Consider the following 20,592-nt stretch of genomic DNA (forward strand, 5'->3'; position numbering starts at 1 on the left):
CCCCGGATACCCCCGCCCCGCCGCCAGGTCCCGCCTGGTGGCGCTGCCGGGTCTCCTGGCCCTGATCCTCGCCCTGCTGGCCTCCCCGGCGCTGGCCCAATCCCGACTTGCGGGCGGCATGCCTGGCGCCCTGCCTGTCGATGGCGTCCTCACCCCGGACGGTCCCAAGATCAGCTGGACGGATGCGACCCCCAAATTCGCCGGATCGGTGGAGGTCAGCCGCCGCCCCCTCGGCGCCAATGGCACCGCCAGTTGGCAGGTCATCGCCCCCGGCCTCGGACCAGTCCAGGCCTATCTGGATCGCACCGCGACCGACGGCACAGCCTGGGAATACCGCGTCCGGCGGTTTGGGCGCGAGGTCGTCGATCAGGGCTACTGGACCGGAGGGCGCGACGTGGCCACCCCCGATCACCGCGGCCTCGCCGTTCTGGTGATCGAAGACGCCATCGCCGCCCCCCTTGCTGCGGAGATCGACCGTTTCACCGACGATCTGACCGGTGACGGCTGGCTGGTCCGGCACCTCTCCTCCCCCGCTGCGCGCGACGAACAGGGCCCGGTCCGCCTGCTTAGCGCGCTGGAATTGAAATCCGCCCTCCGCCAACATCGCGCCGATCATCCCGACGGCGATATGGCGATCATCCTGCTCGGCCGCGTGCCCATGGTGGCCAGTGGCCTCGTCGCCCCCGACGGGCACAAGCGCATGCCCCATTCGACCGATCTCTTCTATGCCGATCTCGATCAGCGCTGGCCCGCCACTGCCGAGGGCCTGCTGACCCCGCACCAAATCCCCGACGGCCGGATCGAGGCGATGATCGGGCGCATCGACCTCTCCAATATGGGCGCACTGGACCGGGAGACCGAACTCGACTGGCTGCGCGACTACCTGACCCGCAATCACGACTGGCGCCATGGCCGGATGGGCGATCTGCGCAACGGCTACGCCGCCCATGCCAACCACCTGTTCGTCGAACACCACGGGCTGGCGGCGATCATCGGCAAAACGGCGATCACCGAAGGCGGCCATGCGCAGGCCGGGCAACAGGGCCAATGGCTCTTCGGTCTGGATTTCGGCCCGGCGGGGGGCGACGCCTATTTCAACGACTTCTCCGCCAATCCCGTCTTCGCGATCAACTTCGGCAGCCACAAGCAAAAGATCGCCCGCTTCCGCAATCCGATGAACGCGCTGATGACGCCGCCGAACGGCGCCCTCGCCGTGGCCTGGGGCGGCCGCCCGGCCTGGCGCCTGCATGGCATGGCCATGGGGGAAACGATCGGCGCCGCACAGATGCGCAGCGTCAACAACGGCCCCGCCCGGGGCAACGACCTCTCCACCACCGATTACCTGCCGACGGGGCGCTACCCCTTCCTGCATCCAATTTGGGGCAACCTTCTGGGCGACCCGACCCTGCGCGCCTTCCCGATCCAGCCGCCCGGCCCGGTCACCAGCAGACCCGAGGCAGACGGCCAGCGGATCACCTGGCAGGCCAGCCCCCAGCCCGGCGCGCGCTACCGGGTCTATCGCCTGGCCGAAACCGGGCCGACACAGCTGCTGGCCGAAACGCCGGACCACGCCGCCGGTGTCCTCGACCCCGATGGCACGGAAGACAGCCGCTACATGGTCCGCACCCTCGCCCCGCTCGACGTCCCCGCCGGCAGCCTGATGACCCTCTCCCAGGGGCGCTTCACCGACTGAGTCTCTCGACCGGCCCTCCGCGCAGCTCCAACCCGTTCTTCAACCATCGCCCGATCCGGAACAATCGCGCCGAGGGGCCGGAATTATCCGGGATGACATCCGCCAAAACCGACGGAATGCACCAATATCTCCTCGTTTTTGCGGAAAACTGACCTACGGCTTGCCTTTTCACCGCCACAATCGTTAGGGAAACCGCACTTGCTGCCCCGCAGCGAATTTCCGTCCCGAGGTAAACCCGATGTCCACCGCCAATCTCGCTCCGATCCCCGAGCTGTTTGTTTCCTATGACTCCGCCCAGAAGCTGAAAGTCGAAGCTGCTGACCTGACCAGCTGGGATCTCTCCCCGCGCCAGATCTGCGACCTCGAACTGCTGATGAACGGCGGCTTCAACCCGCTCAAGGGGTTCCTCTCGGAAGAGGACTACAACAGCGTGGTCGAGACCATGCGCCTTGCCGACGGCACCCTCTGGCCCATGCCGATCACCCTGGATGTGTCGGAGAAATTCGCCGAAAGCATCGAGATCGGCGAGGACATCGCCCTGCGCGATCAGGAAGGCGTGATCCTGGGCACCATGACCGTCACCGACCGCTGGACCCCGAACAAGGCCATCGAGGCCGAAAAGGTTTTCGGTGCCGACGATCAGGCGCATCCGGCCGTCAACTACCTGCACAACACCGCTGGCAACGTCTACCTCGGCGGCCCCGTTACCGGCATCCAGCAGCCCGTGCACTATGATTTCCGCGCCCGCCGCGACACCCCGAACGAGTTGCGCGCCTATTTCCGCAAGCTGGGCTGGCGCAAGGTCGTGGCCTTCCAGACCCGCAACCCGCTGCACCGCGCGCATCAGGAACTGACCTTCCGCGCCGCGAAAGAGGCTCAGGCCAACCTGCTGATCCACCCCGTCGTCGGCATGACCAAACCGGGCGACGTCGACCACTTCACCCGCGTCCGCTGTTACGAGGCCGTGCTGGACAAATACCCCGGCTCGACCACCGCGATGTCGCTGCTGCCGCTCGCCATGCGCATGGCCGGCCCGCGCGAGGCCGTCTGGCACGGGCTGATCCGCAAGAACTACGGCGTGACCCACTTTATCGTCGGCCGTGACCACGCAGGCCCCGGCTCCAACTCCCAGGGCGAAGACTTCTACGGCCCCTATGACGCACAGGACCTCTTCAAACAGCACGAAGAGGAAATGGGCATCACCATGGTTCCGTTCAAACACATGGTCTACGTGCAGGAACGCGCCCAGTACGAACCCAATGACGAGATCCTCGACAAGGACGACGTCACCATCCTGAACATTTCCGGCACCGAACTGCGCCGCCGTCTGGCCGAGGGGCTGGAGATCCCCGAATGGTTCTCCTTCCCGGAGGTCGTCGCGGAACTGCGCAAGACCCGCCCCCCGCGCGCCAAGCAGGGCTTCACCGTCTTCTTCACCGGCTTCTCCGGCTCCGGCAAATCGACCATCGCCAACGCGCTGATGGTCAAGCTGATGGAGATGGGCGGCCGTCCGGTCACCCTGCTCGACGGCGACATCGTGCGGAAGAACCTCAGCTCCGAGCTCGGCTTCTCGAAAGAGCACCGCGATCTGAACATCCGTCGCATCGGCTATGTCGCGTCGGAGATCACCAAGAACGGCGGCATCGCCATCTGTGCCCCGATCGCGCCCTACGCCGCGACCCGCCGCGCCGTGCGTGAGGATGTCGAACAGTTCGGCGCCTTCATCGAGGTCCACGTCGCGACCACGATCGAGGAATGCGAACGCCGGGACCGCAAGGGGCTCTACAAGCTCGCACGCGAAGGCAAGATCAAGGAATTCACCGGGATCTCCGACCCCTACGACGTGCCGGCCAACCCGGAACTGCGGGTCGAAACCGAAGGCACCGATGTCGACAACTGCGCGCATCAGGTGATCCTGAAGCTCGAAAGCATGGGCCTGATCGCCGCGCACTGATCTGAATGACTTACGGAAACGGCCCCGGTTTCGGGGCCGTTTTTTGTGCGGCAGATGCCGTGGCGGCGCGTCACCTTATCCGGTTTCAACGAAGAGCAGCGCCGTCCCGCGGGGTGGCGCTATAGCGCCGCCCGTCACGCCAGAGGCGTGCCAGACTATTCCGGCGCACCTTTGGTGCGACGGGGGCGGGCCCCTCCCGGTGTTTGCCTGCAAACATCTGCCGGTCAATGCGGCGCTGCCCGGCGAGCCGCCGGGCGGTACACTCGATCAACGCCCCAGAAATTATTTATTCAACCCAGAACACCGCCGCCCGACGTACACCCAGCATCTATTCCGCAAACATCCCCGCGATCCGCTCCGCCTCCTCCGCCAGGCCGAAGGGCGCGTTCACCACATACAGGCCAGAGCCGACCATCCCGTGCCCCTCGCGCACCGGCGGAAAGCTCACCTCGCTGCGCACCACCCTGGGCAGTTGCAACGCCTCTAGCCCCCGCAGCATCCCGCGGTGCCGCCCGTCCTTCAGGATCGGATACCACAGCGCGATCACACCTACGTTCCAGGCCCGGTGCAACTTGCCAATGAACGGCGGCAGCGCCTCATACTCCGTCTTGATCTCGTAACTGGGGTCAATGACCAGCACCCCCCGCCGCGGCTCCGGCGGGCAGAGCGACATGGCCAGCTCCAGCCCGTCCGCCCGATGCACCCTGGCCCGCCCCCGCATCGCCACGCGCAGCGCCTCGTGCTCCTGTGGATGCAACTCTGCCAGATGCAGCTGATCGTCGGCCCGCAACAGATGCGCCGCAATCCAGGGCGAGCCGGGATAGGCCGTGCTCCCGGCCTCCGCCCGCAGCGCCTCCACCGCCTTCCGATAGGGGTGATCGGGGGCGAATTTTCCAAGCATCCGCCCGACACCCGCCGCCGCCTCCCCGGTTTTCAGCGCCTCGGCAGAAGACAGGTCATAGACCGCCCGACCGGCGTGGGTTTCCAGATAACTCAGCGGTTTCGGCTTCTGGGAAAGGCGATCCAGCATCCAGGCCAGAATTGCATGTTTGTGAATATCCGCCGGGTTTCCCGCGTGATATGAGTGCTGATAAGAGAGCATGACTTACACAATCCTGACATTTCTCGCGCCTCCGCCCCGCCCCCTCCGGGCGGATTGGCGCTGATTTGCATCTTGATGCACTTTCACCCTGCCTTACAGCCCGTTAAAAGGGCCAAACGTCCGCCTCGGCCCGAGTCGCGGACGATTGGGGTATTTGGCAGGACGAATTGAGCAATGGCGATTTGGGACAAACTACCGGGGCTGTTTTCGTCTGACATGGCGATCGACCTGGGGACCGCGAACACGCTGGTCTATGTGAAGGGCAAGGGCGTCATCCTCTCGGAACCCTCTGTGGTCGCCTACCACGTCAAGGACGGGGTGAAAAAGGTGCTCGCCGTGGGCGAAGACGCCAAGCTCATGCTCGGCCGGACCCCCGGCACGATCGAGGCCATCCGCCCGATGCGCGAAGGCGTCATCGCGGACTTCGACGTTGCCGAGGAGATGATCAAGCACTTCATCCGCAAGGTGCACAAGCGCTCGACCTTCTCCAAGCCCAAGATCATCGTCTGCGTGCCGCATGGCGCGACCCCGGTCGAGAAACGCGCGATCCGCCAGTCCGTTCTGTCGGCCGGCGCCCGCAAGGCCGGACTCATCGCCGAACCCATTGCCGCCGCCATCGGTGCCGGCATGCCCATCACCGACCCGACCGGCAACATGGTTGTCGACATCGGCGGCGGCACGACTGAGGTCGCGGTCCTCTCCCTCGGCGACATCGTCTACGCGCGCTCGGTCCGCGTCGGCGGCGACCGCATGGACGAGGCGATCATCAGCTACCTGCGGCGTCAGCAGAACCTGCTCGTCGGGGAATCCACGGCTGAACGGATCAAGACCACCATCGGCACCGCCCGCATGCCCGACGACGGCCGGGGCGAGAGCCTGCACATCCGTGGTCGCGATCTGTTGAATGGCGTGCCCAAGGAAACCGAGATAACCCAGGCCCAGGTTGCCGAAGCTCTCTCGGAACCGGTGCAACAGATCTGCGAAGCGGTCATGACCGCGCTCGAAGCCACGCCCCCCGACCTCGCGGCGGATATCGTCGACCGCGGCGTCATGCTGACCGGCGGCGGCGCGCTTCTGGGCGATCTGGACCTGGCGCTGCGCGAACAGACCGGCCTGGCCGTCTCCATCGCCAACGAGAGCCTCAACTGCGTGGCCCTCGGCACCGGAAAAGCACTGGAATTCGAGAAGCTTCTGCGCCACGCGATCGACTACGACAGCTAACCCCGGCCCGAAGGGACCCTCTTGGCAAAGGACCGCAGACAGGAAGAAGACTATCTCACACCGCTCCGCCGTCTGCTGGCAAGCGTGGTGATTCTTGCGCTCTTCGGACTGTTCCTCGTCTGGCGGATCGATAGCCCCCGCGTCGAACGCTTCCGCGCGCAGGTTGTCGATCAGGTGGTGCCGTCCTTCGACTGGGCCATGGCCCCGGTCAACGGGATGCTCAACATCCTGCGCGATTTCCAAAGCTATACCCGCATCCACCAGCAGAACCAGGAACTCCGCCGCGAATTGCAACAGATGAAGGCCTGGAAAGAGGCCGCGCTGCAGCTGGAACAGGAAAACGCCCGGCTGCTCGACCTCAACAAGGTGCGCCTTGACCCCCGCCTGACCCATGTCACCGGCGTGGTCATGGCCGACAGCGGCAGCCCCTTCCGCCAGTCCGTCCTGCTCAACGTCGGGGCGCGCGACGGGATCGTCGATGGCTGGGCGACCATGGACGGCATCGGCCTCGTCGGGCGCATCTCCGGCGTGGGCGACAAGACGTCCCGCGTGCTGCTGCTGACCGACACGTCCTCCCGCCTGCCCGTGACCATCCAGCCTTCCGGCCAGCGCGCCCTGATCGAGGGCGACAACTCCGGCGCGCCGCCCGTCGACTTCCTCGAAGCGCCCGAGCTTGTCCGCCCCGGCGACAGCGTCGTCTCCTCCGGGGATGGCGGGGTCTTTCCGGCGGGCCTGCTGGTCGGGCGCATCGCCCAGGACCCGGGCGGCCGCCTGCGGGTCCGGCTGGCGGCGGATTTCGAACGGCTGGAATACCTGCGCGTGTTGCGTCACCTCGGCACCGAGAACATCCGCGACCCCGGCAGTCTGATCGAACCGGACCCGCAGGACGGGCCCCGCCCCGGCGTCGACCTCAGCAGGACGGAGCCGGGCGATGGCTGAACATGCCGCCACCTCTCCGACAAAGGTCTGGGCCATGCGCGCAGTCTATGTGCTGATCTCGCTCGGCATCCTGCTGCTCGAACTGCTGCCGCTGCAGACCCAGCCCCGCAGTTTCGCCGGGCCGGACATGATCCTGCTGCTGACCTTCACCTTCGCCCTGCGCCGCCCCGAATACGTCCCCCCCGCCGTGGTGGGCCTCGCCATGGTGTTGGCCGATCTGCTGCTGCAGCGCCCGCCCGGCCTGATGGCCGCGCTGACCGTCCTTGTCACCGAAACGCTGCGCGCCCGCTCCGAAGGGCTGCGCACCCTGCCCTTCACCGTCGAATGGCTGACCGCCGCCCTCGGCATCGTCGCGGTGATGATCGGCTATCGCATCGTTCTGGCCATCTTCCTGATCCCGCAGGCGCCGATGCTTCTGGCCCTGTCACAGCTGCTCTCCACCGCCGTGGCCTATCCGGTCATGGTGCTCGGCGCCGTCGCGCTCTTCGGTGTCCGCCGCGTCGCCCCCGGTGAGGTCGACACACTGGGGCACCGGATATGAGACGCCCGCCCAAGGATACCGCCGAAAGCAACCGCAAGCTGTCGCGCCGCGCCCTGATCGTTGGCGGGGCGCAGGCCGGGTTCATGGGGCTGCTCGCCCTCCGCATGCGCTACATGCAGGTGGAGGAGGCCGACAAGTTCCGCCTCCTCGCCGAGGAAAACCGGATCAACATCCGCCTGATCCCCCCCGCCCGCGGCGAAATCTTTGATCGCAACGGCATTGCCATCGCGGTCAACGACCCCTCCTACCGCATCACCCTCACGCGGGAGGACGCGGGCGATGTCGATCTCGTCCTCGACCGGCTGAAAACCCTCATCAACCTGAACGACGAGGATCTGGAACGCGCGCGCACCGAACTCAAACGCACCCAGCCCTTCCTGCCGGTCACCGTGGCGGATCAGGTCGACTGGGACGATGTGACCAAGATCGCCGTCAACGCCCCCGCCCTGCCCGGCGTCACCCCCGAGGTAGGCCTGACCCGCGCCTATCCGCAAGAGGCCGATTTTGCCCATATCGTGGGCTATGTCGGGCCGGTATCGGATTACGACCTCTCCAAACTCGAGGCGCCGGACCAGCTGCTGCTGATCCCCCGGTTCCAGCTGGGCAAGGTCGGCGTCGAGGCGAAGCTGGAGGAAGACCTGCGCGGCAAGGCCGGTGCCCGCCGGGTGGAGGTCAACCACGTCGGCCGTGAAATGCGCGAACTGGACCGGCGCGAAGGACAGCAGGGCGAGAACCTGCAACTGACCATCGACGCCCGCCTTCAGGCCTATGTCCAGGCCCGGCTGGAGGGCGAAAGCGCCGCCGCCGTGGTTATGGATGTGCGCAACGGCGATCTTCTGGCCATCGGCTCCGCCCCCTCCTTCGATCCCAACCTCTTTGTTCGCGGCATTTCCGTCGCCGACTACAGGTCGCTGACGGACAACAAATATCGGCCCCTCGCCGCGAAATCCGTCCAGGGCATCTACCCGCCCGGCTCCACCTTCAAGATGGTGGTCGCTCTCGCCGCGCTGGAACACGGGCTGATCGGGCCCGAAGACACCTTCTACTGCGGCGGACATCTGGAGGTCTCCGGCCGCCGCTTCCATTGCTGGAAACGCGGCGGACATGGGCATGTGAACCTGGACAAATCCCTGCGCGAAAGCTGCGATGTCTTCTATTACGAAATCGCGCTGGAGCTGGGGATCGAAAGGATCTCCGCCATGGCGACCCGTCTTGGCCTGGGCGAACGCCTGGACCTGCCCATGTCCGCCGTCGCCTCCGGCCTGACCCCGACCAAACAGTGGAAACGCGCCGCCCGCGGGCAGGACTGGGTGATCGGCGACACCGTCAACTCCGCCATCGGTCAGGGTTATGTACTGGCCTCGCCGCTGCAACTGGCGGTGATGACGGCGCGGATCGCCTCCGGCAACGCGGTCACGCCCCGGCTCATCAAGAAGATCAACAGCATCGAACAGCCCGACGGCGCGGGCGAAAGCCTGGGTCTGAACGAAAACCACCTGCGCCAGATCCGGCGCGCGATGTACTCTGTGGTCAACGACCGCAAGGGCACCGCCTATGGCAGCCGCATCATCGCCGAGGATATGCGCATGTCCGGCAAGACTGGCACCAGCCAGGTCCGCAACATCACCGCCAAGGAACGCGCCGCGGGTGTCCGCTCCAACGCCGACCTGCCCTGGGAACGCCGCGACCACGCGCTCTTTGTCGATTTCGCCCCGGCCGATAACCCGCGCATCGCGGTCGCCGTGGTGATCGAACACGGCGGCGGCGGCTCCTCGGCCGCAGCTCCGGTCGCCCGCGACATCACCCTCCAGGCCCTCTATGAAGGCGAGCCGCCACTGGACGCCTATCCGCAGAAGGACCGCCCCCGCATTCGCGAGTTGCAGAAGGACCTGCGTGAACATCAGCCCGTGACCGGCTCCGACCTGAAGAGCCGCGCATGAGTTTCCTAGAGTACAACGTCAAGACCACGCCAAGCGGCATCCGCAAGGTTCTCTACCTCAACTGGCCGCTGACGCTGCTGCTGGCGGCCGTGGCGGGCTTCGGCTTCCTCATGCTCTATTCGGTTGCCGGCGGCTCCCTCTCGCCCTGGGCCGAACCGCAGATGAAGCGCTTCGTCCTGGGCATGGCGGTGATGATGGTGATCGCGATGGTGCCGATCTGGCTCTGGCGCAATCTCTCGGTCGTGGCCTACCTCGGCTCGCTCGTCCTGCTGCTGGCGGTGGAGTTCTTCGGCGCCGTCGGCATGGGGGCGCAGCGCTGGATCGACCTGGGCTTCATGCGGCTGCAACCCTCGGAGCTGACCAAGATCACCCTCGTCATGGTCATGGCCGCCTATTACGACGCCCTGCCCCTGAACAAGACCTCCCGTCCGCTCTGGGTCATCATCCCGGTCATCCTGATCCTCGTGCCGACCTATCTGGTGCTGCGCCAGCCCGACCTCGGCACCGCCCTGCTGCTGATGATCGGTGGCGGCGCGGTGATGTTCCTGGCCGGGGTCCACTGGGCCTATTTCGTCGCCGTGATCTCCGCCGGGATCGCCACGGTGGCCGCGGTCTTCCAGTCGCGCGGCACCGACTGGCAGCTGATCAAGGATTACCAGTTCCGCCGGATCGACACTTTCCTCGATCCCTCCAACGACCCGCTCGGCGCGGGCTATCACATCACCCAGGCCAAGATCGCCCTCGGCTCCGGCGGCTGGACGGGGCGCGGTTTCATGCAGGGCACACAGTCGCGGCTGAACTTCCTGCCCGAGAAGCACACCGATTTCATCTTCACCACCCTGGCGGAGGAATTCGGCTTCATCGGCGCCTTTTCCCTCCTCGCCCTCTACGCGCTGATCCTCATCTTCTGCGTCATGTCCGCGCTCGCCAACAAGGATCGCTTCGCCTCGATCCTGACGCTTGGCATCGCGGTCACCTTCTTCCTCTTCTTCGCGGTGAACATGTCGATGGTCATGGGCCTGGCCCCCGTCGTCGGCGTGCCGCTGCCCCTCGTTTCCTACGGCGGCTCTGCCATGCTGGTCCTGCTCGCAGGTTTCGGCCTCGTGCAGAGCGCCCATGTCCACAGGCCCCGCTGATGCCCGTAAACGTCCTGTTCGCCGCCACCGAAGAGCGCTGGCACGACTATGAAACACCCCTGCGCACCGCGCTGGAGGAGGCCGGGGTCACGGCCACCCTCGCCACCGACCTGCCGCCCGAAGAGGTCGACTACATCGTCTACGCCCCCAATAGCGATGTGCAGGATTTCACCCCCTTCACGCGCTGCAAGGCCGTGCTGAATCTCTGGGCCGGGGTGGAGAATATCGTCGGCAATCCGACCCTGACCCAACCCCTGGCCCGCATGGTCGACCCCAGCCTGACCCAGGGCATGGTCGAATGGGTCACCGGCCATGTTCTGCGCCACCACCTCGACATCGACTTCTTCCTCGCCCGCCAGAACGGCAAATGGGAGCGTTACATCCCCCCCATTGCCAGCGAGCGTCCCGTGACCATCCTCGGCATGGGGGAACTGGGCACTGCCTGCGGTCAGGCCCTCGCTGCCCTCGGCTTCCCCGTCACCGGATGGAGCCGCTCGCCCAAGCAGATCGAGGGTGTCACCTGCCTGCACGGGACCGAGGGGCTGACCCGGGCGCTGGCCAGGGCGCAGATCCTCGTCCTGCTGCTGCCCAAGACGCCGGAAACCGAGAGCACCCTCGACGCTGCCGCGCTGGACGCGATGCCTGAGGGCGCGGTGGTCATCAACCCCGGACGCGGCCCGCTGATCGACGACGACGCCCTGCTTGCTGCACTGGACCGCGGCCACATCCGCCATGCCACGCTGGATGTCTTCCGCGAAGAACCCCTGCCCGCCGACCACCCCTACTGGGCGCATCCGCAGGTGACGGTCACCCCGCATATCGCCTCCGAAACCCGCCCCGACACCGCGTCCCGCGTGATCGCCGAAAACATCCGACGCGGCGAGGAGGGCGAGCCGTTCCTCCACCTCGTCGACCGCGATCAGGGGTACTGAGGGCCCCTCCCTGGCCCTCCCCATGAATGAGGAGGGGAAGCCGGTGCGCTTTGGTGCGACGGATCGCCATAACGCGCAATCCCCTCCCCCTCCCAGGGGGAGGGCCAGGGAGGGGGTCCACCCGCCAACAATAAATAGCCGACACACACCCAAGCACGACAGATCCCCTCTCCCCCCGGGGGAGAGGGCTAGGGTGAGGGGCTCACCCCCCCTCGCCCCGCACCGGAAACCGCCCCGCAAGATCCCGCGCCACGCGGCAATCCTCCGCATCCAGCGCCGTCCGCCCCTCCGCCACCCACGGCCGGAACCGCAGCCGAAACGCCCAGAGCATCAGCGCCTCCACATCCTCGACCTCCGGCTGCCGATAGCCGATCCGCTCCAGATCCTGCATGAACTGCGCCGCATCGACTCCGACCGAAGGCCCCGCCGACGGCCAGACAGCCAACCCGCGCCGCGCCAGACGCTGCCAGTCGAACCGTGGCCCCGGGTCGGACTTGCGATGCGGGGCCATGTCCGAATGCCCGATCACCCGCTCCAGCGGGATCGACCAGCGGGACAAGATCCCCGGCAAAAGCCCTTCAAGAACAGCCATCTGCGGCTCCGGATAGGGATGCGAGGATGTATTCGCCAGTTCGATCCCGATCGAGTGCGAATTCACCTCCTCCACATCGCCCCAGGCCCCCTGCCCGGCATGCCAGCCACGATCGGCCTCGTCCACAATCTGCCACAGATACCCCGTCTCCGAGATCAGGTAGTGGCACGAGACCGGCGGCAGCCCCTCCGGCGGGTCCGTATCGCAGAGCCGCGCCAGGGCCGCCTCCGCGCTTTCCATCGCGGTGTGATGCAGGATCACCAGATCCGGACCGCCCCCGTGGCGGCGGTGATTGGTATTGGGGGAAGGATGCCAGCAGGCCTCCGGATGCCGGAACCGCGGGACGGCCAAGGTCAGCCGCCTGCCGCCTTGCGGAAGGGCCGCGGATCCCACTGGCAGGCAAAGCCGTCGCCATCCGGATCGACGCCCTTGCGGTCACGCTCCGGCCCGCCGGATTTCAGGAAATCGGTCTGCGCCAGATCGGGCGAGGCATATTTGGCGCAGGCCCGCTGGAACCGCCCCTCCACGCCGGGAAGGTTGCTGCGCCGATACTGCGACACCCCCGGGTTATGCGTGGTTTGCAGGGCATAAGCGACGATATTGGGCCCGGTGTCCGTGCGCGTCGGCAGCGCCTCCGGCTGGACCTGGGTGTAATTGGCCCTGTTCCGCTCGATCAGCGCCTTGTCCTCGGCGATGGAGCGTTGCTCGTCCACAGCGGAAAAGTCGTTTTCGTTGGAGATGCCGACCGAATTCACCGCCACCGGCGGCGGGTTCGACGGGCTCGCCTGTAGCGGCTCGCCAGTGGCCGCCCCCGGAGTGAAATCCGCCGGTCCGTTCGCCGCATCCAGCGCCGCGCGGGTCTGGGCGGCGATGGCTTCGGGCGTATCAGCCGCAGCGCTCTGCGTCCCGCCCGTGGCATTCAACGGTTCGGAGGAGATCTGGCTGGCCGGCGGCAGCGATTGCGCCACCCGGCCCGACAGCTGCGCCTCGCGCTGGCGCTGATATTCGGCGTAATCGCCAAAACCCACGCCCGCCCCGCTGTCCGGAACCGGGGGCTGACAGGCCGCAAGCCCGATGAGCGCCAGCGCGGCCAGTCCAGGCCGCCAATCCATAATCATTGTCATCCGTCGATACTCACTGCTCAGCGCGCCGGACATGCCGGTCTCGTTCAGATCAACCTACCACCATTTGGCGGGCTTCGCCACAAAGCCGGCCGCACGTTCCAGTGCGTAGGCCGTGTTCAGCAGATCGCCCTCTTCCCAGGGACGCCCGATCAGCTGCAGCCCAAGGGGCAGCCCCTGTTTGTCCAGCCCCGCAGGCAGGGCGATCCCCGGCAGACCCGCCAGGTTCACGGTCACGGTGAAGACGTCGTTCAGATACATCTGGACCGGATCCGCATCCTTCATCTCGCCCAGCCCGAATGCCGCCGACGGCGTCGCAGGCGTAAGGATCGCATCCACGCCCTGCGCGAACACATCCTCGAAGTCCTTCTTGATCAGCGTCCGGACCTTCCGCGCGCGGTTGTAATAGGCGTCGTAGAACCCGGCCGACAGAACATAGGTCCCGATCATGACCCGCCGCTGCACCTCGGCGCCAAAGCCCTCGGCCCGGGTCTTTTCGTACATCTCGGTGATGCCATCGCCCTGCGCCAGCTTGGCCCGGTGGCCATAGCGCACCCCGTCATAGCGGGCCAGGTTGGAGGACGCCTCAGCCGGGGCGATCACGTAATAGGCGGGCAGCGCGTATTTCGTGTGCGGCAGCGTGATATCGACGATCTTCGCCCCCGCGTCGGCCAGCATCTCCTTGCCCTTGGTCCACAGGTCCTCGATCTCCTGCGGCATGCCATCCATATGGTATTCCTTGGGAATCCCGATGGTCTTGCCGCGGATGTCACCGGTCAGCGCGGCTTCGAAATCCGGCACGGCCAGCTCGGCAGAGGTGCTGTCCTTCGGGTCGTGCGAACACATCGCCTGCAGCATGATCGCCGCATCGCGCACGTCCTTCGTCATCGGACCCGCCTGGTCGAGCGAGGAGGCAAAGGCGATCGTGCCCCACCGCGAACACCGCCCGTAGGTCGGCTTGATGCCCGTAATCCCGGTAAACGCCGCGGGCTGGCGGATCGACCCGCCCGTATCCGTCCCCGTCGCCGCCAGACACAGATCCGCCGCCACCGCCGAGGCCGAGCCGCCCGAAGACCCGCCGGGCGTCAGCGCCGTGTCGTCATTGCCGCGCCGCCAGGGGTTCACCGCATTGCCGTAAACGCTGGTCTCGTTGGAGGAACCCATGGCAAACTCGTCCATGTTCAGCTTGCCCAGCATGACGGCGCCCGCATCGATCAGGTTCTGGCTGACGGTGGATTCATACTCCGGCGCGAACCCCTCCAGGATCCGCGAGGCGGCCTGAGAGGCCACGCCCTTGGTGCAGAACAAATCCTTGATCCCCACGGGAATGCCGCACATGTCCGGCGCATCGCCCGCCTTGAGCCGCGCATCCGCGGCCGCCGCACGCTCCCGCGCGATCTCCGGCGTCTTGTGGACAAAAGCATTCAGCGCGTCGGCTGCGTCGATCGCACTCAGACAGGACTCCGTCAATTCGACAGAGGTCACATCGCCCTTGCGCAGCGCATCCCGTGCGCCCGCAATCGTCAGTTTGGTCAGTTCACGGCTCATCGCGATTACTCCACCACTTTCGGCACGGCGAAAAAGCCCTCGCGCGCATCGGGCGCGTTCTTCAGGATCGCCCCCTGCTGATCGCCCTCGGTCACCACGTCCTCGCGCCGCTTCAGCCGCATGGGCGTGACGCTGGTCATCGGTTCCACGCCCTCCACATCGACCTCGTTCAGCTGTTCGATAAAGCCGAGGATGGTGTTGAATTCCTGTGCGAGCACGGGCAGATCGGCCTCTTCGACCTTGATCCGGGCCAGCTTCGCCACGCGGGCGGCGGTGCCTTCGTCGATGGACATGCGTCCCCCTCTCTTCAGGGTGTCTTGAATCCGGGTCGGTTTACCCCCGCGCGCCGCGCCCCGCAAGGTGCCGCCTGAGCACCTCTGCCATCCATCCCAGCATCACCGCGTTCAGCAGGTGCCAGAAGATATGGGTGCCCAGGGGAAAGGCACTGCACAGCGGCCCGTCCAGCGACCGGAAGAGGATCGACACGCAGAGCACCGCCGCCCCGATCGCCAGCCCGCGCGCCACCTCCGGCAGACTCTGCCGCAAGAGCACCGCATAGGCGAAGATCAGCAACGGCACCGGCGCATAGCCTGCCGAGGATCCGAGGCCGGGCACCATGGCGAACAAGGGAACCGTCGCCGCCGCATAGGGAAAGAAGACAGCCGTCCCCACCCCGGCCCACAACCGCGACAGCCCCCAGAAATATCTGTTCGCAAAGTAGATATAGGCCAGGATATAGATCAGGATCGGCAGAACATCCGCCACCCCCGCCCATCTGGTGGCAAAGGTATGGAACAGCCCCGATCCCACCCCGATGGCAAAGAGCACCGCCGCCAGCACCCGCACTGGTGCCAACCCGCCCGACCGCCGCCAGACCCAGATCGCCGCGATGAGGAAGGCCAGGTTGGTCACCGCATTCAACGGTTCCGCCCAGAGCCCCGGCGCCAACCGCTCGCAATAGCCGTCAACCTGCGCAGTCCAGTCCATTGGCTCTTTCCTTGTCACATTCCCGCGCTAGGCTTGCCTGCAAAGACACAAGGAGGAAACCCATGAAAATCACCTGGCTCGGCCATTCCGGCTTCAAGATCGAGATCGCGGGCGAAGTGCTGCTGATCGACCCCTTCCTGACCGGCAACCCCGTCTTCCCGCAGGAACGCAAGGCCGAAGCGGTCGAAGGCGTCACCGCCATCCTCGTCAGCCACGGCCACGGCGACCACGTGGGCGATGTGATCGACACCGCCAAGGCGGGCGACCTCCCCGTCTACACCATGGTCGAACTGGCCGGCTGGCTGGGCACCAAGGGGGTGGAAAATGTCACCGGTTTCAACAAGGGCGGCACAGTTTCGATCGGCGATGTGAAGGTCACGCTGGTGCACGCCGTGCATTCCTCCTCCAATCCCGAGGGCGGTTATGCGGGTGGCGAGGCCGGGTTCATGATCTCGGGCGAGGGCCACACGATCTACTTCTCCGGCGACACGGACGTGATGGCCGACATGAAGATCTTCAACGACCTGCACGCCCCGGACATCGGCCTGCTCTGTTCCGGCGGCTTCTACACGATGGACATGCGCCGCGCCGCCTATGCCGCAAAAACATTCTTCGATTTCAAGACGCTGATCCCCTGCCACTACAAGACCTTCCCGGTCCTGGAACAATCCGCGCAGGAGCTGATTGACGCCCTCCCCGGCGTAAACGTGGTGGAGCCGGAGGTGCTGCAAGCCATCGAGGTCTGAGCCGCATCCGAAACGCATCCCAAGCCACGCCCCGGCCCCCGCGCCGGGGCCCCGTGATCCTATGCAATCACCTGTCCTGCCGATACGTCACGCGGTCCCGGCGCAAGGCCGGGACATCATGGCTCACGCTCAACGCCATGCCCCGGCCCCCGCGCCGGGGCTCCGTGATCTTCTGCAATCACCTGTCCCGCCGATACGTCAGGCGGTCCCGGCGCAAGGCCGGGACACCTCCGCGCACTATGCCCCGGCCTCGCGCCGGGGCCCCGCGATCCTCTGCAAATACCTATCCCGCCGCATCGTCACGCGGTCCCGGCGCAAGGCCGGGACACCACCACCGCACATCAAACACCATGCCCCGGCCTCGCGCCGGGGCCCCGCGATCCTCTGCAATCACCTATCCCGCCGCATCGTCACGCGGTCTCGGCGCAAGGCCGGGACACCTCCGCGCACCATTCCCCGGCCCCCGCGCCGGGGCCTCATCTCCATCGACAGCCAACCGTGCGCCGATACCTCACGAGATCCCACCGCTACCCATCACGCCACCAGGCCACGCCCTTTCAACAGGGCCTCGACCCCCGGCAGTCGCCCCCGGAACCGCTCGTACAACTCTGCCGCCTCGACCGACCCGCCCTTGGAGAGGATATTCTCCTCCAGCGAGGCCGCCACCTCCGGATCGAACGCCCCGCCCGCCTCTTCAAAGGCGGCGAAGGCATCGGCATCCATAACCTCGGACCACATGTAGGAATAGTAGCCCGAGCTGTAGCCATCCCCTGAAAACACATGCGCGAACTGCGGCGTCGCATGCCGCATCGGGATGGCCGAGGGCATGCCAAGCTTCTCCAGCACCTCCGCCTGCCTCGCCATCGGATCGGTAGGCGCCGCGCCGTCGTGGAACTCCAGATCGATGAGGGCCGAGGCGACATATTCCACCGTCTGGAACCCCATGTCGAAATTCGCCGCACCCAGAACCTTGTCGAGCATCGCTTTCGGCATCGGCTCACCCGTCTCCGCATGCGTGGCGAATTTCTGAAGCACCTCAGGCACTTCCAGCCAATGTTCGAACAGTTGCGACGGCAGTTCGACAAAATCCCGCGCGACCGAGGTGCCCGAGACGCCCTCCCAACGCACATCCGACAGCATCTGGTGCAGCGCATGCCCGAACTCGTGAAACAGCGTCCGCGCGTCGTCATAGCTCAACAGCGCCACCCGCCCCTTCGGCGGCTTGGCAAAGTTGCAGACGTTCACCACCACCGGCGTCTGTTCCCGCGGCCTCACCGCCTGCGACCGGATCGCAGAACACCAGGCGCCGGACCGTTTGGTCCCCCGTGCGAAATAGTCGCCCAGGAAGATCGCGACATGCTTGCCATCCCGCGTCACCTCGAACACCCGCACATCCGGGTGGTAGGAGGTCATATCCAACTCCGAAAACTCCAGCCCGAACAGGCGATTGGCGCAGTCGAAGGCGGCCGCGATCATCTTGTCCAGCTGGAAATACGGCTTCAGTGCCGCCTCATCCAGATCATGCTCCTCCTTCCGCCGTTTCTCCGCATAATAGCGCCAGTCCCAGCCCTCGATCGGTCCGTTGACGCCATCCTCCGCCGCCATCGCCGACAGAACATCCTGATCCGCCAGGGCCTGACGTTTCGCAGGCTCCCACACATCCATTAACAAAGCGCGAACGGCGGCCGGTTCGCCCGCCATTTCCGTATCCAGCTTGTACCGCGCGAAGTTCTCATACCCCAAAAGCTTCGCCCGCTCCTCCCGCAGCGCCAAAACCTCAGCCGCGATGGCGCGGTTGTCGGTCTCCCCGCCGAAGGCCCCCCTCGACACCCAGGCTTTCCAGGCCTTTTCGCGCAGCTCCCGCCGTGGTGAAAATTGCAAAAACGGCACAATCAGCGACCGCGAAAGCGTGATCACCGGCCCCGGCCTTCCCTTTTCCTCACCAGCGGCGCGGGCCGCATCCACCAGGAACTCCGGCAGCCCTTCCAGATCCGCCTCCGCCAGATCCATGGACCAGTCGGCCTCGTCCTTCAGCAAATTCTGCGTGAACGAGGTCCCCAGAACCGCCAGCCGCTCCTTGATCGCCTTCATCCGGTCGGCCTCCGCCCCGGTCAGCGCCGCGCCCGCCCGCACATAGCCGCGATGTACCAGAAACAATTGCCGCGCGTCCTGATCGTCCAGCCCCAGCTCGTCGCGCTTGTCCCAGACCGCCCGGACCCGTGCATATAGATCAGGATTGGCCGATATCTCCGCGAAATGCTTGGCCAATTTCGGCGAGAACTCGCGCTGCAACTCCTGCCGCCGCGGCGTCGCATCCGCCCCCGCCAGCGCAAAGAAGGGCGACAACACCCGGTCCAGCGCCTCGCCCGAGGCTTCCAGCGCGGCAATCGTATTCTCGAAATCAGGCGCAGCCTCCTGTGCGACAATCGCCGCGATCTCCGCGTTATGCGCGGCCAGGGCCTCCTCCAGCGCGGGGGCGTAATCCTCGTCCGAAATCCGGTCGAAGGGCGGCAGGTCAAACGGCGTGTCCCAGGGGGCGAGCAACGGGTTGGTCATGGCATGTCTCCTTTGCCGGAAACCTAGGCCCTGCCCGCATCCTCCGCCAGCCCCGCCCCCGATTTTTGGCCGTGGCACACCGGACAATCCGCCCGCGGTTTCACCCGGATCTTCCGCGTCTCGCCCCAGAGCGCATCATAGATCATCATCTCGCCACGCAGCGGTGCCCCCGCCCCGGTGATCACCTTGACCGCCTCCACCGCCATCAGCGACCCAACGACCCCCGGCAACGGCCCGATCACCCCCGCCTCGGCGCAGGACGGCGCCAGCCCCGGCGCCGGCGCCTCGGGAAAGACGCATTGGTAACAGGGCGCGCCGTTGGCCGGATCGAAGACCGAAACCTGCCCCTCCCACTGGGTCAAAGCGCCGGAAATCAATGGCTTGCCCAGGGCCACCGCCACCCGATTGGCCAGGTAGCGAGTGTCAAAGTTATCCGTCCCGTCCAACACCAGATCATAGTCGCCGATCAGCGCCTCCGCCTCCTCCGCGACCAGCCGCCGGGCATAGGGGCGCACCTCGATAAATGGGTTGATCGCCCGCATCCGGTCGGCCGCCGAATGCGCCTTGGAGCGGCCGATATCCGCATCGCCATGGATCACCTGCCGCTGCAGGTTGGTCCCGTCCACCTCGTCGTCGTCGATCACTCCGATGGTGCCCACGCCCGCCGCCGCCAGATACATCAGCGCGGGCGAGCCCAGCCCCCCGGCACCAATCACCAGCACCTTCGCCTGCTTCAGCTTGACCTGCCCCGGCCCGCCCACTTCGCGCAGGATGATATGGCGCGCATAGCGCCGCAGCTCAGCCTCGCGGAAGGGCCCCTGGGCCGATTCGTCCACCACCGCCGTCTGCGCCCGGGCGCGAAGTCTTAACAGCACCGTACGGTACCCCCAGACCAGCAGAACGACCCCCGCCAGCATCAGCCAGGGTGCCGCGCTGCCCCCCGTCGCGACCCTTATTTCATTGCCGTCCGGCAGGATCAGATGGGCCAGCACAACACCCGCCCACAAAAAACTTATCGCCCAGCCACGCAACACCCTTGGGGTCCGGGTTATACTACCGGCCCCCCAAATCACGGCAGCGATAATGAAAACAAGAAGCATCAGCCCCGCCCGGTCGACCCGAACCCGCCCGCACCCCGCGCAGTGTCATCCAGCCTTCCCACAACGGAAAAGCGCGCCTGCTCGACAGGGGCAACAATCATCTGGGCAATCCGCTCCCCATGGATCACGACAAATGGCGCATCTCCCAGGTTCACCAGGATCACACCCACTTCGCCGCGATAGTCGCTGTCGATGGTCCCCGGCGCATTCGCCAGCGTCACCCCATGTTTCAGCGCCAGGCCCGAGCGCGGGCGCACCTGCACCTCATAGCCATCGGGTATTCCCATGCGCAGCCCCGTGGGCACCAGCGCCCGCGCTCCGGGCTGCAACGCGATCGACCCGCGATCGGCAAAATTCGCCCGCAGATCGGCGCCCGCAGCGCCAGGGGTCGCATAGCCGGGCAGCGCCATCTCCCGATCCGCGCCCTCGACCCATGCCAGCTCTATCCCGATGCTCATACCTTTTCCTGTTCTGCCCGGTCCCA

General features: G+C 66.2%; 18 protein-coding genes. 9 read left to right on the forward strand and 9 right to left on the reverse strand.

Annotation, left to right across the window (positions count from 1 at the left end):
• Positions 1 to 37: 37 nt before the first annotated feature.
• Positions 38 to 1,693, forward strand: a complete 1,656-nt coding sequence (locus ACFC2Y_RS08645; protein ID WP_375186431.1) for a hypothetical protein — start codon at positions 38 to 40, stop codon at positions 1,691 to 1,693.
• Positions 1,694 to 1,931: 238 nt separating this feature from the next.
• Positions 1,932 to 3,647, forward strand: a complete 1,716-nt coding sequence (locus ACFC2Y_RS08650) for a bifunctional sulfate adenylyltransferase/adenylylsulfate kinase (protein ID WP_375174891.1) — start codon at positions 1,932 to 1,934, stop codon at positions 3,645 to 3,647.
• Between the two features lie 328 nt (positions 3,648 to 3,975).
• On the opposite strand, the gene ACFC2Y_RS08655 is transcribed toward ACFC2Y_RS08650, so the two are convergent.
• Complete coding sequence (locus tag ACFC2Y_RS08655; RefSeq protein WP_375174890.1) at positions 3,976 to 4,749, reverse strand: 23S rRNA (adenine(2030)-N(6))-methyltransferase RlmJ; 774 nt, start codon at positions 4,747 to 4,749, stop codon at positions 3,976 to 3,978.
• 174 nt (positions 4,750 to 4,923) lie between these two features.
• Between ACFC2Y_RS08655 and ACFC2Y_RS08660 the strand changes: the two genes are divergently transcribed.
• The 6 genes from ACFC2Y_RS08660 to ACFC2Y_RS08685 are packed head-to-tail and all read left to right on the forward strand — an operon-like array spanning position 4,924 to position 11,458.
• Positions 4,924 to 5,970 (forward strand): rod shape-determining protein, encoded by a 1,047-nt coding sequence (locus tag ACFC2Y_RS08660; RefSeq protein ID WP_375174889.1) that lies wholly within the window; start codon positions 4,924 to 4,926, stop codon positions 5,968 to 5,970.
• A gap of 21 nt (positions 5,971 to 5,991) precedes the next feature.
• Positions 5,992 to 6,909: a rod shape-determining protein MreC gene (mreC, locus tag ACFC2Y_RS08665; protein WP_375174888.1), complete on the forward strand. Its 918-nt coding sequence runs from the start codon at positions 5,992 to 5,994 to the stop codon at positions 6,907 to 6,909.
• Positions 6,902 to 7,450: a rod shape-determining protein MreD gene (locus tag ACFC2Y_RS08670; RefSeq protein WP_375174887.1), complete on the forward strand. Its 549-nt coding sequence runs from the start codon at positions 6,902 to 6,904 to the stop codon at positions 7,448 to 7,450. The genes mreC and ACFC2Y_RS08670 overlap by 8 nt, the downstream gene beginning before the upstream one ends.
• On the forward strand, positions 7,447 to 9,390 hold the full coding sequence (gene mrdA / locus ACFC2Y_RS08675) for a penicillin-binding protein 2 (RefSeq protein WP_375174886.1): 1,944 nt from the start codon (positions 7,447 to 7,449) through the stop codon (positions 9,388 to 9,390). The genes ACFC2Y_RS08670 and mrdA overlap by 4 nt, the downstream gene beginning before the upstream one ends.
• The gene (rodA, locus tag ACFC2Y_RS08680; protein WP_375174885.1) at positions 9,387 to 10,526 is read left to right on the forward strand and encodes a rod shape-determining protein RodA; all 1,140 of its coding nucleotides are present in this window, start codon (positions 9,387 to 9,389) and stop codon (positions 10,524 to 10,526) included. The genes mrdA and rodA overlap by 4 nt, the downstream gene beginning before the upstream one ends.
• Positions 10,526 to 11,458 carry a 2-hydroxyacid dehydrogenase gene (locus ACFC2Y_RS08685; RefSeq protein WP_375174884.1) on the forward strand — a complete coding sequence of 311 codons (933 nt, stop codon included), beginning with the start codon at positions 10,526 to 10,528 and terminating at the stop codon, positions 11,456 to 11,458. The genes rodA and ACFC2Y_RS08685 overlap by 1 nt, the downstream gene beginning before the upstream one ends.
• Positions 11,459 to 11,660: 202 nt before the next feature.
• Here ACFC2Y_RS08685 and ACFC2Y_RS08690 read toward each other — a convergent pair whose 3' ends face one another.
• Genes ACFC2Y_RS08690 through ACFC2Y_RS08710 form a run of 5 tightly spaced genes read right to left on the reverse strand, consistent with a single transcriptional unit; the run spans position 11,661 to position 15,706 of the window.
• Entirely contained in the window at positions 11,661 to 12,401 is a 741-nt protein-coding gene (locus tag ACFC2Y_RS08690; protein ID WP_375174883.1) for an N-acetylmuramoyl-L-alanine amidase, read from the reverse strand.
• Between the two features lie 2 nt (positions 12,402 to 12,403).
• Positions 12,404 to 13,174: a hypothetical protein gene (locus ACFC2Y_RS08695; protein WP_375186135.1), complete on the reverse strand. Its 771-nt coding sequence runs from the start codon at positions 13,172 to 13,174 to the stop codon at positions 12,404 to 12,406.
• A gap of 54 nt (positions 13,175 to 13,228) precedes the next feature.
• A complete protein-coding gene (gene gatA, locus ACFC2Y_RS08700; RefSeq protein WP_375174881.1) occupies positions 13,229 to 14,719 on the reverse strand; it encodes an Asp-tRNA(Asn)/Glu-tRNA(Gln) amidotransferase subunit GatA in 1,491 nt (496 codons plus the stop codon).
• A gap of 5 nt (positions 14,720 to 14,724) precedes the next feature.
• Positions 14,725 to 15,012, reverse strand: a complete 288-nt coding sequence (gatC, locus tag ACFC2Y_RS08705; RefSeq protein WP_375174880.1) for an Asp-tRNA(Asn)/Glu-tRNA(Gln) amidotransferase subunit GatC — start codon at positions 15,010 to 15,012, stop codon at positions 14,725 to 14,727.
• Between the two features lie 40 nt (positions 15,013 to 15,052).
• Complete coding sequence (locus tag ACFC2Y_RS08710; protein WP_375174879.1) at positions 15,053 to 15,706, reverse strand: ceramidase domain-containing protein; 654 nt, start codon at positions 15,704 to 15,706, stop codon at positions 15,053 to 15,055.
• A 62-nt stretch (positions 15,707 to 15,768) separates the two neighbouring features.
• Here ACFC2Y_RS08710 and ACFC2Y_RS08715 point away from each other — a divergent pair, with 62 nt between their 5' ends.
• On the forward strand, positions 15,769 to 16,452 hold the full coding sequence (locus tag ACFC2Y_RS08715) for a metal-dependent hydrolase (protein WP_375174878.1): 684 nt from the start codon (positions 15,769 to 15,771) through the stop codon (positions 16,450 to 16,452).
• Positions 16,453 to 16,986: 534 nt separating this feature from the next.
• Here ACFC2Y_RS08715 and ACFC2Y_RS08720 read toward each other — a convergent pair.
• From ACFC2Y_RS08720 to dut, 3 genes are read right to left on the reverse strand one after another with little or no spacing between them, the layout of a single operon-like run.
• On the reverse strand, positions 16,987 to 19,008 hold the full coding sequence (locus ACFC2Y_RS08720) for a M3 family metallopeptidase (RefSeq protein WP_375174877.1): 2,022 nt from the start codon (positions 19,006 to 19,008) through the stop codon (positions 16,987 to 16,989).
• Between the two features lie 23 nt (positions 19,009 to 19,031).
• Entirely contained in the window at positions 19,032 to 20,108 is a 1,077-nt protein-coding gene (locus tag ACFC2Y_RS08725; RefSeq protein WP_375174876.1) for a ThiF family adenylyltransferase, read from the reverse strand.
• Positions 20,108 to 20,566 (reverse strand): dUTP diphosphatase, encoded by a 459-nt coding sequence (dut, locus tag ACFC2Y_RS08730; protein WP_375174875.1) that lies wholly within the window; start codon positions 20,564 to 20,566, stop codon positions 20,108 to 20,110. The genes ACFC2Y_RS08725 and dut overlap by 1 nt, the downstream gene beginning before the upstream one ends.
• Between the last annotated feature and the right edge of the window lie 26 nt (positions 20,567 to 20,592).

Source organism: Pseudooceanicola sp. (assembly GCF_041987405.1).
GTDB lineage: Bacteria > Pseudomonadota > Alphaproteobacteria > Rhodobacterales > Rhodobacteraceae > Pseudooceanicola.

What these genes read in the sequence shown, in the direction of transcription:
- ACFC2Y_RS08660 (WP_375174889.1), top strand. Translation starts at nt 4,924, where the DNA reads ATGGCGATTTGGGACAAACTACCGGGGCTGTTTTCGTCTGACATGGCG.
- ACFC2Y_RS08715 (WP_375174878.1), top strand. Translation starts at nt 15,769, where the DNA reads ATGAAAATCACCTGGCTCGGCCATTCCGGCTTCAAGATCGAGATCGCG.
- rodA (WP_375174885.1), top strand. Translation starts at nt 9,387, where the DNA reads ATGAGTTTCCTAGAGTACAACGTCAAGACCACGCCAAGCGGCATCCGC.
- ACFC2Y_RS08695 (WP_375186135.1), bottom strand. Translation starts at nt 13,174, where the DNA reads ATGACAATGATTATGGATTGGCGGCCTGGACTGGCCGCGCTGGCGCTC.
- mrdA (WP_375174886.1), top strand. Translation starts at nt 7,447, where the DNA reads ATGAGACGCCCGCCCAAGGATACCGCCGAAAGCAACCGCAAGCTGTCG.
- gatC (WP_375174880.1), bottom strand. Translation starts at nt 15,012, where the DNA reads ATGTCCATCGACGAAGGCACCGCCGCCCGCGTGGCGAAGCTGGCCCGG.
- ACFC2Y_RS08685 (WP_375174884.1), top strand. Translation starts at nt 10,526, where the DNA reads ATGCCCGTAAACGTCCTGTTCGCCGCCACCGAAGAGCGCTGGCACGAC.
- ACFC2Y_RS08670 (WP_375174887.1), top strand. Translation starts at nt 6,902, where the DNA reads ATGGCTGAACATGCCGCCACCTCTCCGACAAAGGTCTGGGCCATGCGC.
- ACFC2Y_RS08710 (WP_375174879.1), bottom strand. Translation starts at nt 15,706, where the DNA reads ATGGACTGGACTGCGCAGGTTGACGGCTATTGCGAGCGGTTGGCGCCG.
- gatA (WP_375174881.1), bottom strand. Translation starts at nt 14,719, where the DNA reads ATGAGCCGTGAACTGACCAAACTGACGATTGCGGGCGCACGGGATGCG.
- dut (WP_375174875.1), bottom strand. Translation starts at nt 20,566, where the DNA reads ATGAGCATCGGGATAGAGCTGGCATGGGTCGAGGGCGCGGATCGGGAG.
- ACFC2Y_RS08650 (WP_375174891.1), top strand. Translation starts at nt 1,932, where the DNA reads ATGTCCACCGCCAATCTCGCTCCGATCCCCGAGCTGTTTGTTTCCTAT.
- ACFC2Y_RS08655 (WP_375174890.1), bottom strand. Translation starts at nt 4,749, where the DNA reads ATGCTCTCTTATCAGCACTCATATCACGCGGGAAACCCGGCGGATATT.
- ACFC2Y_RS08720 (WP_375174877.1), bottom strand. Translation starts at nt 19,008, where the DNA reads ATGACCAACCCGTTGCTCGCCCCCTGGGACACGCCGTTTGACCTGCCG.
- ACFC2Y_RS08725 (WP_375174876.1), bottom strand. Translation starts at nt 20,108, where the DNA reads ATGCTTCTTGTTTTCATTATCGCTGCCGTGATTTGGGGGGCCGGTAGT.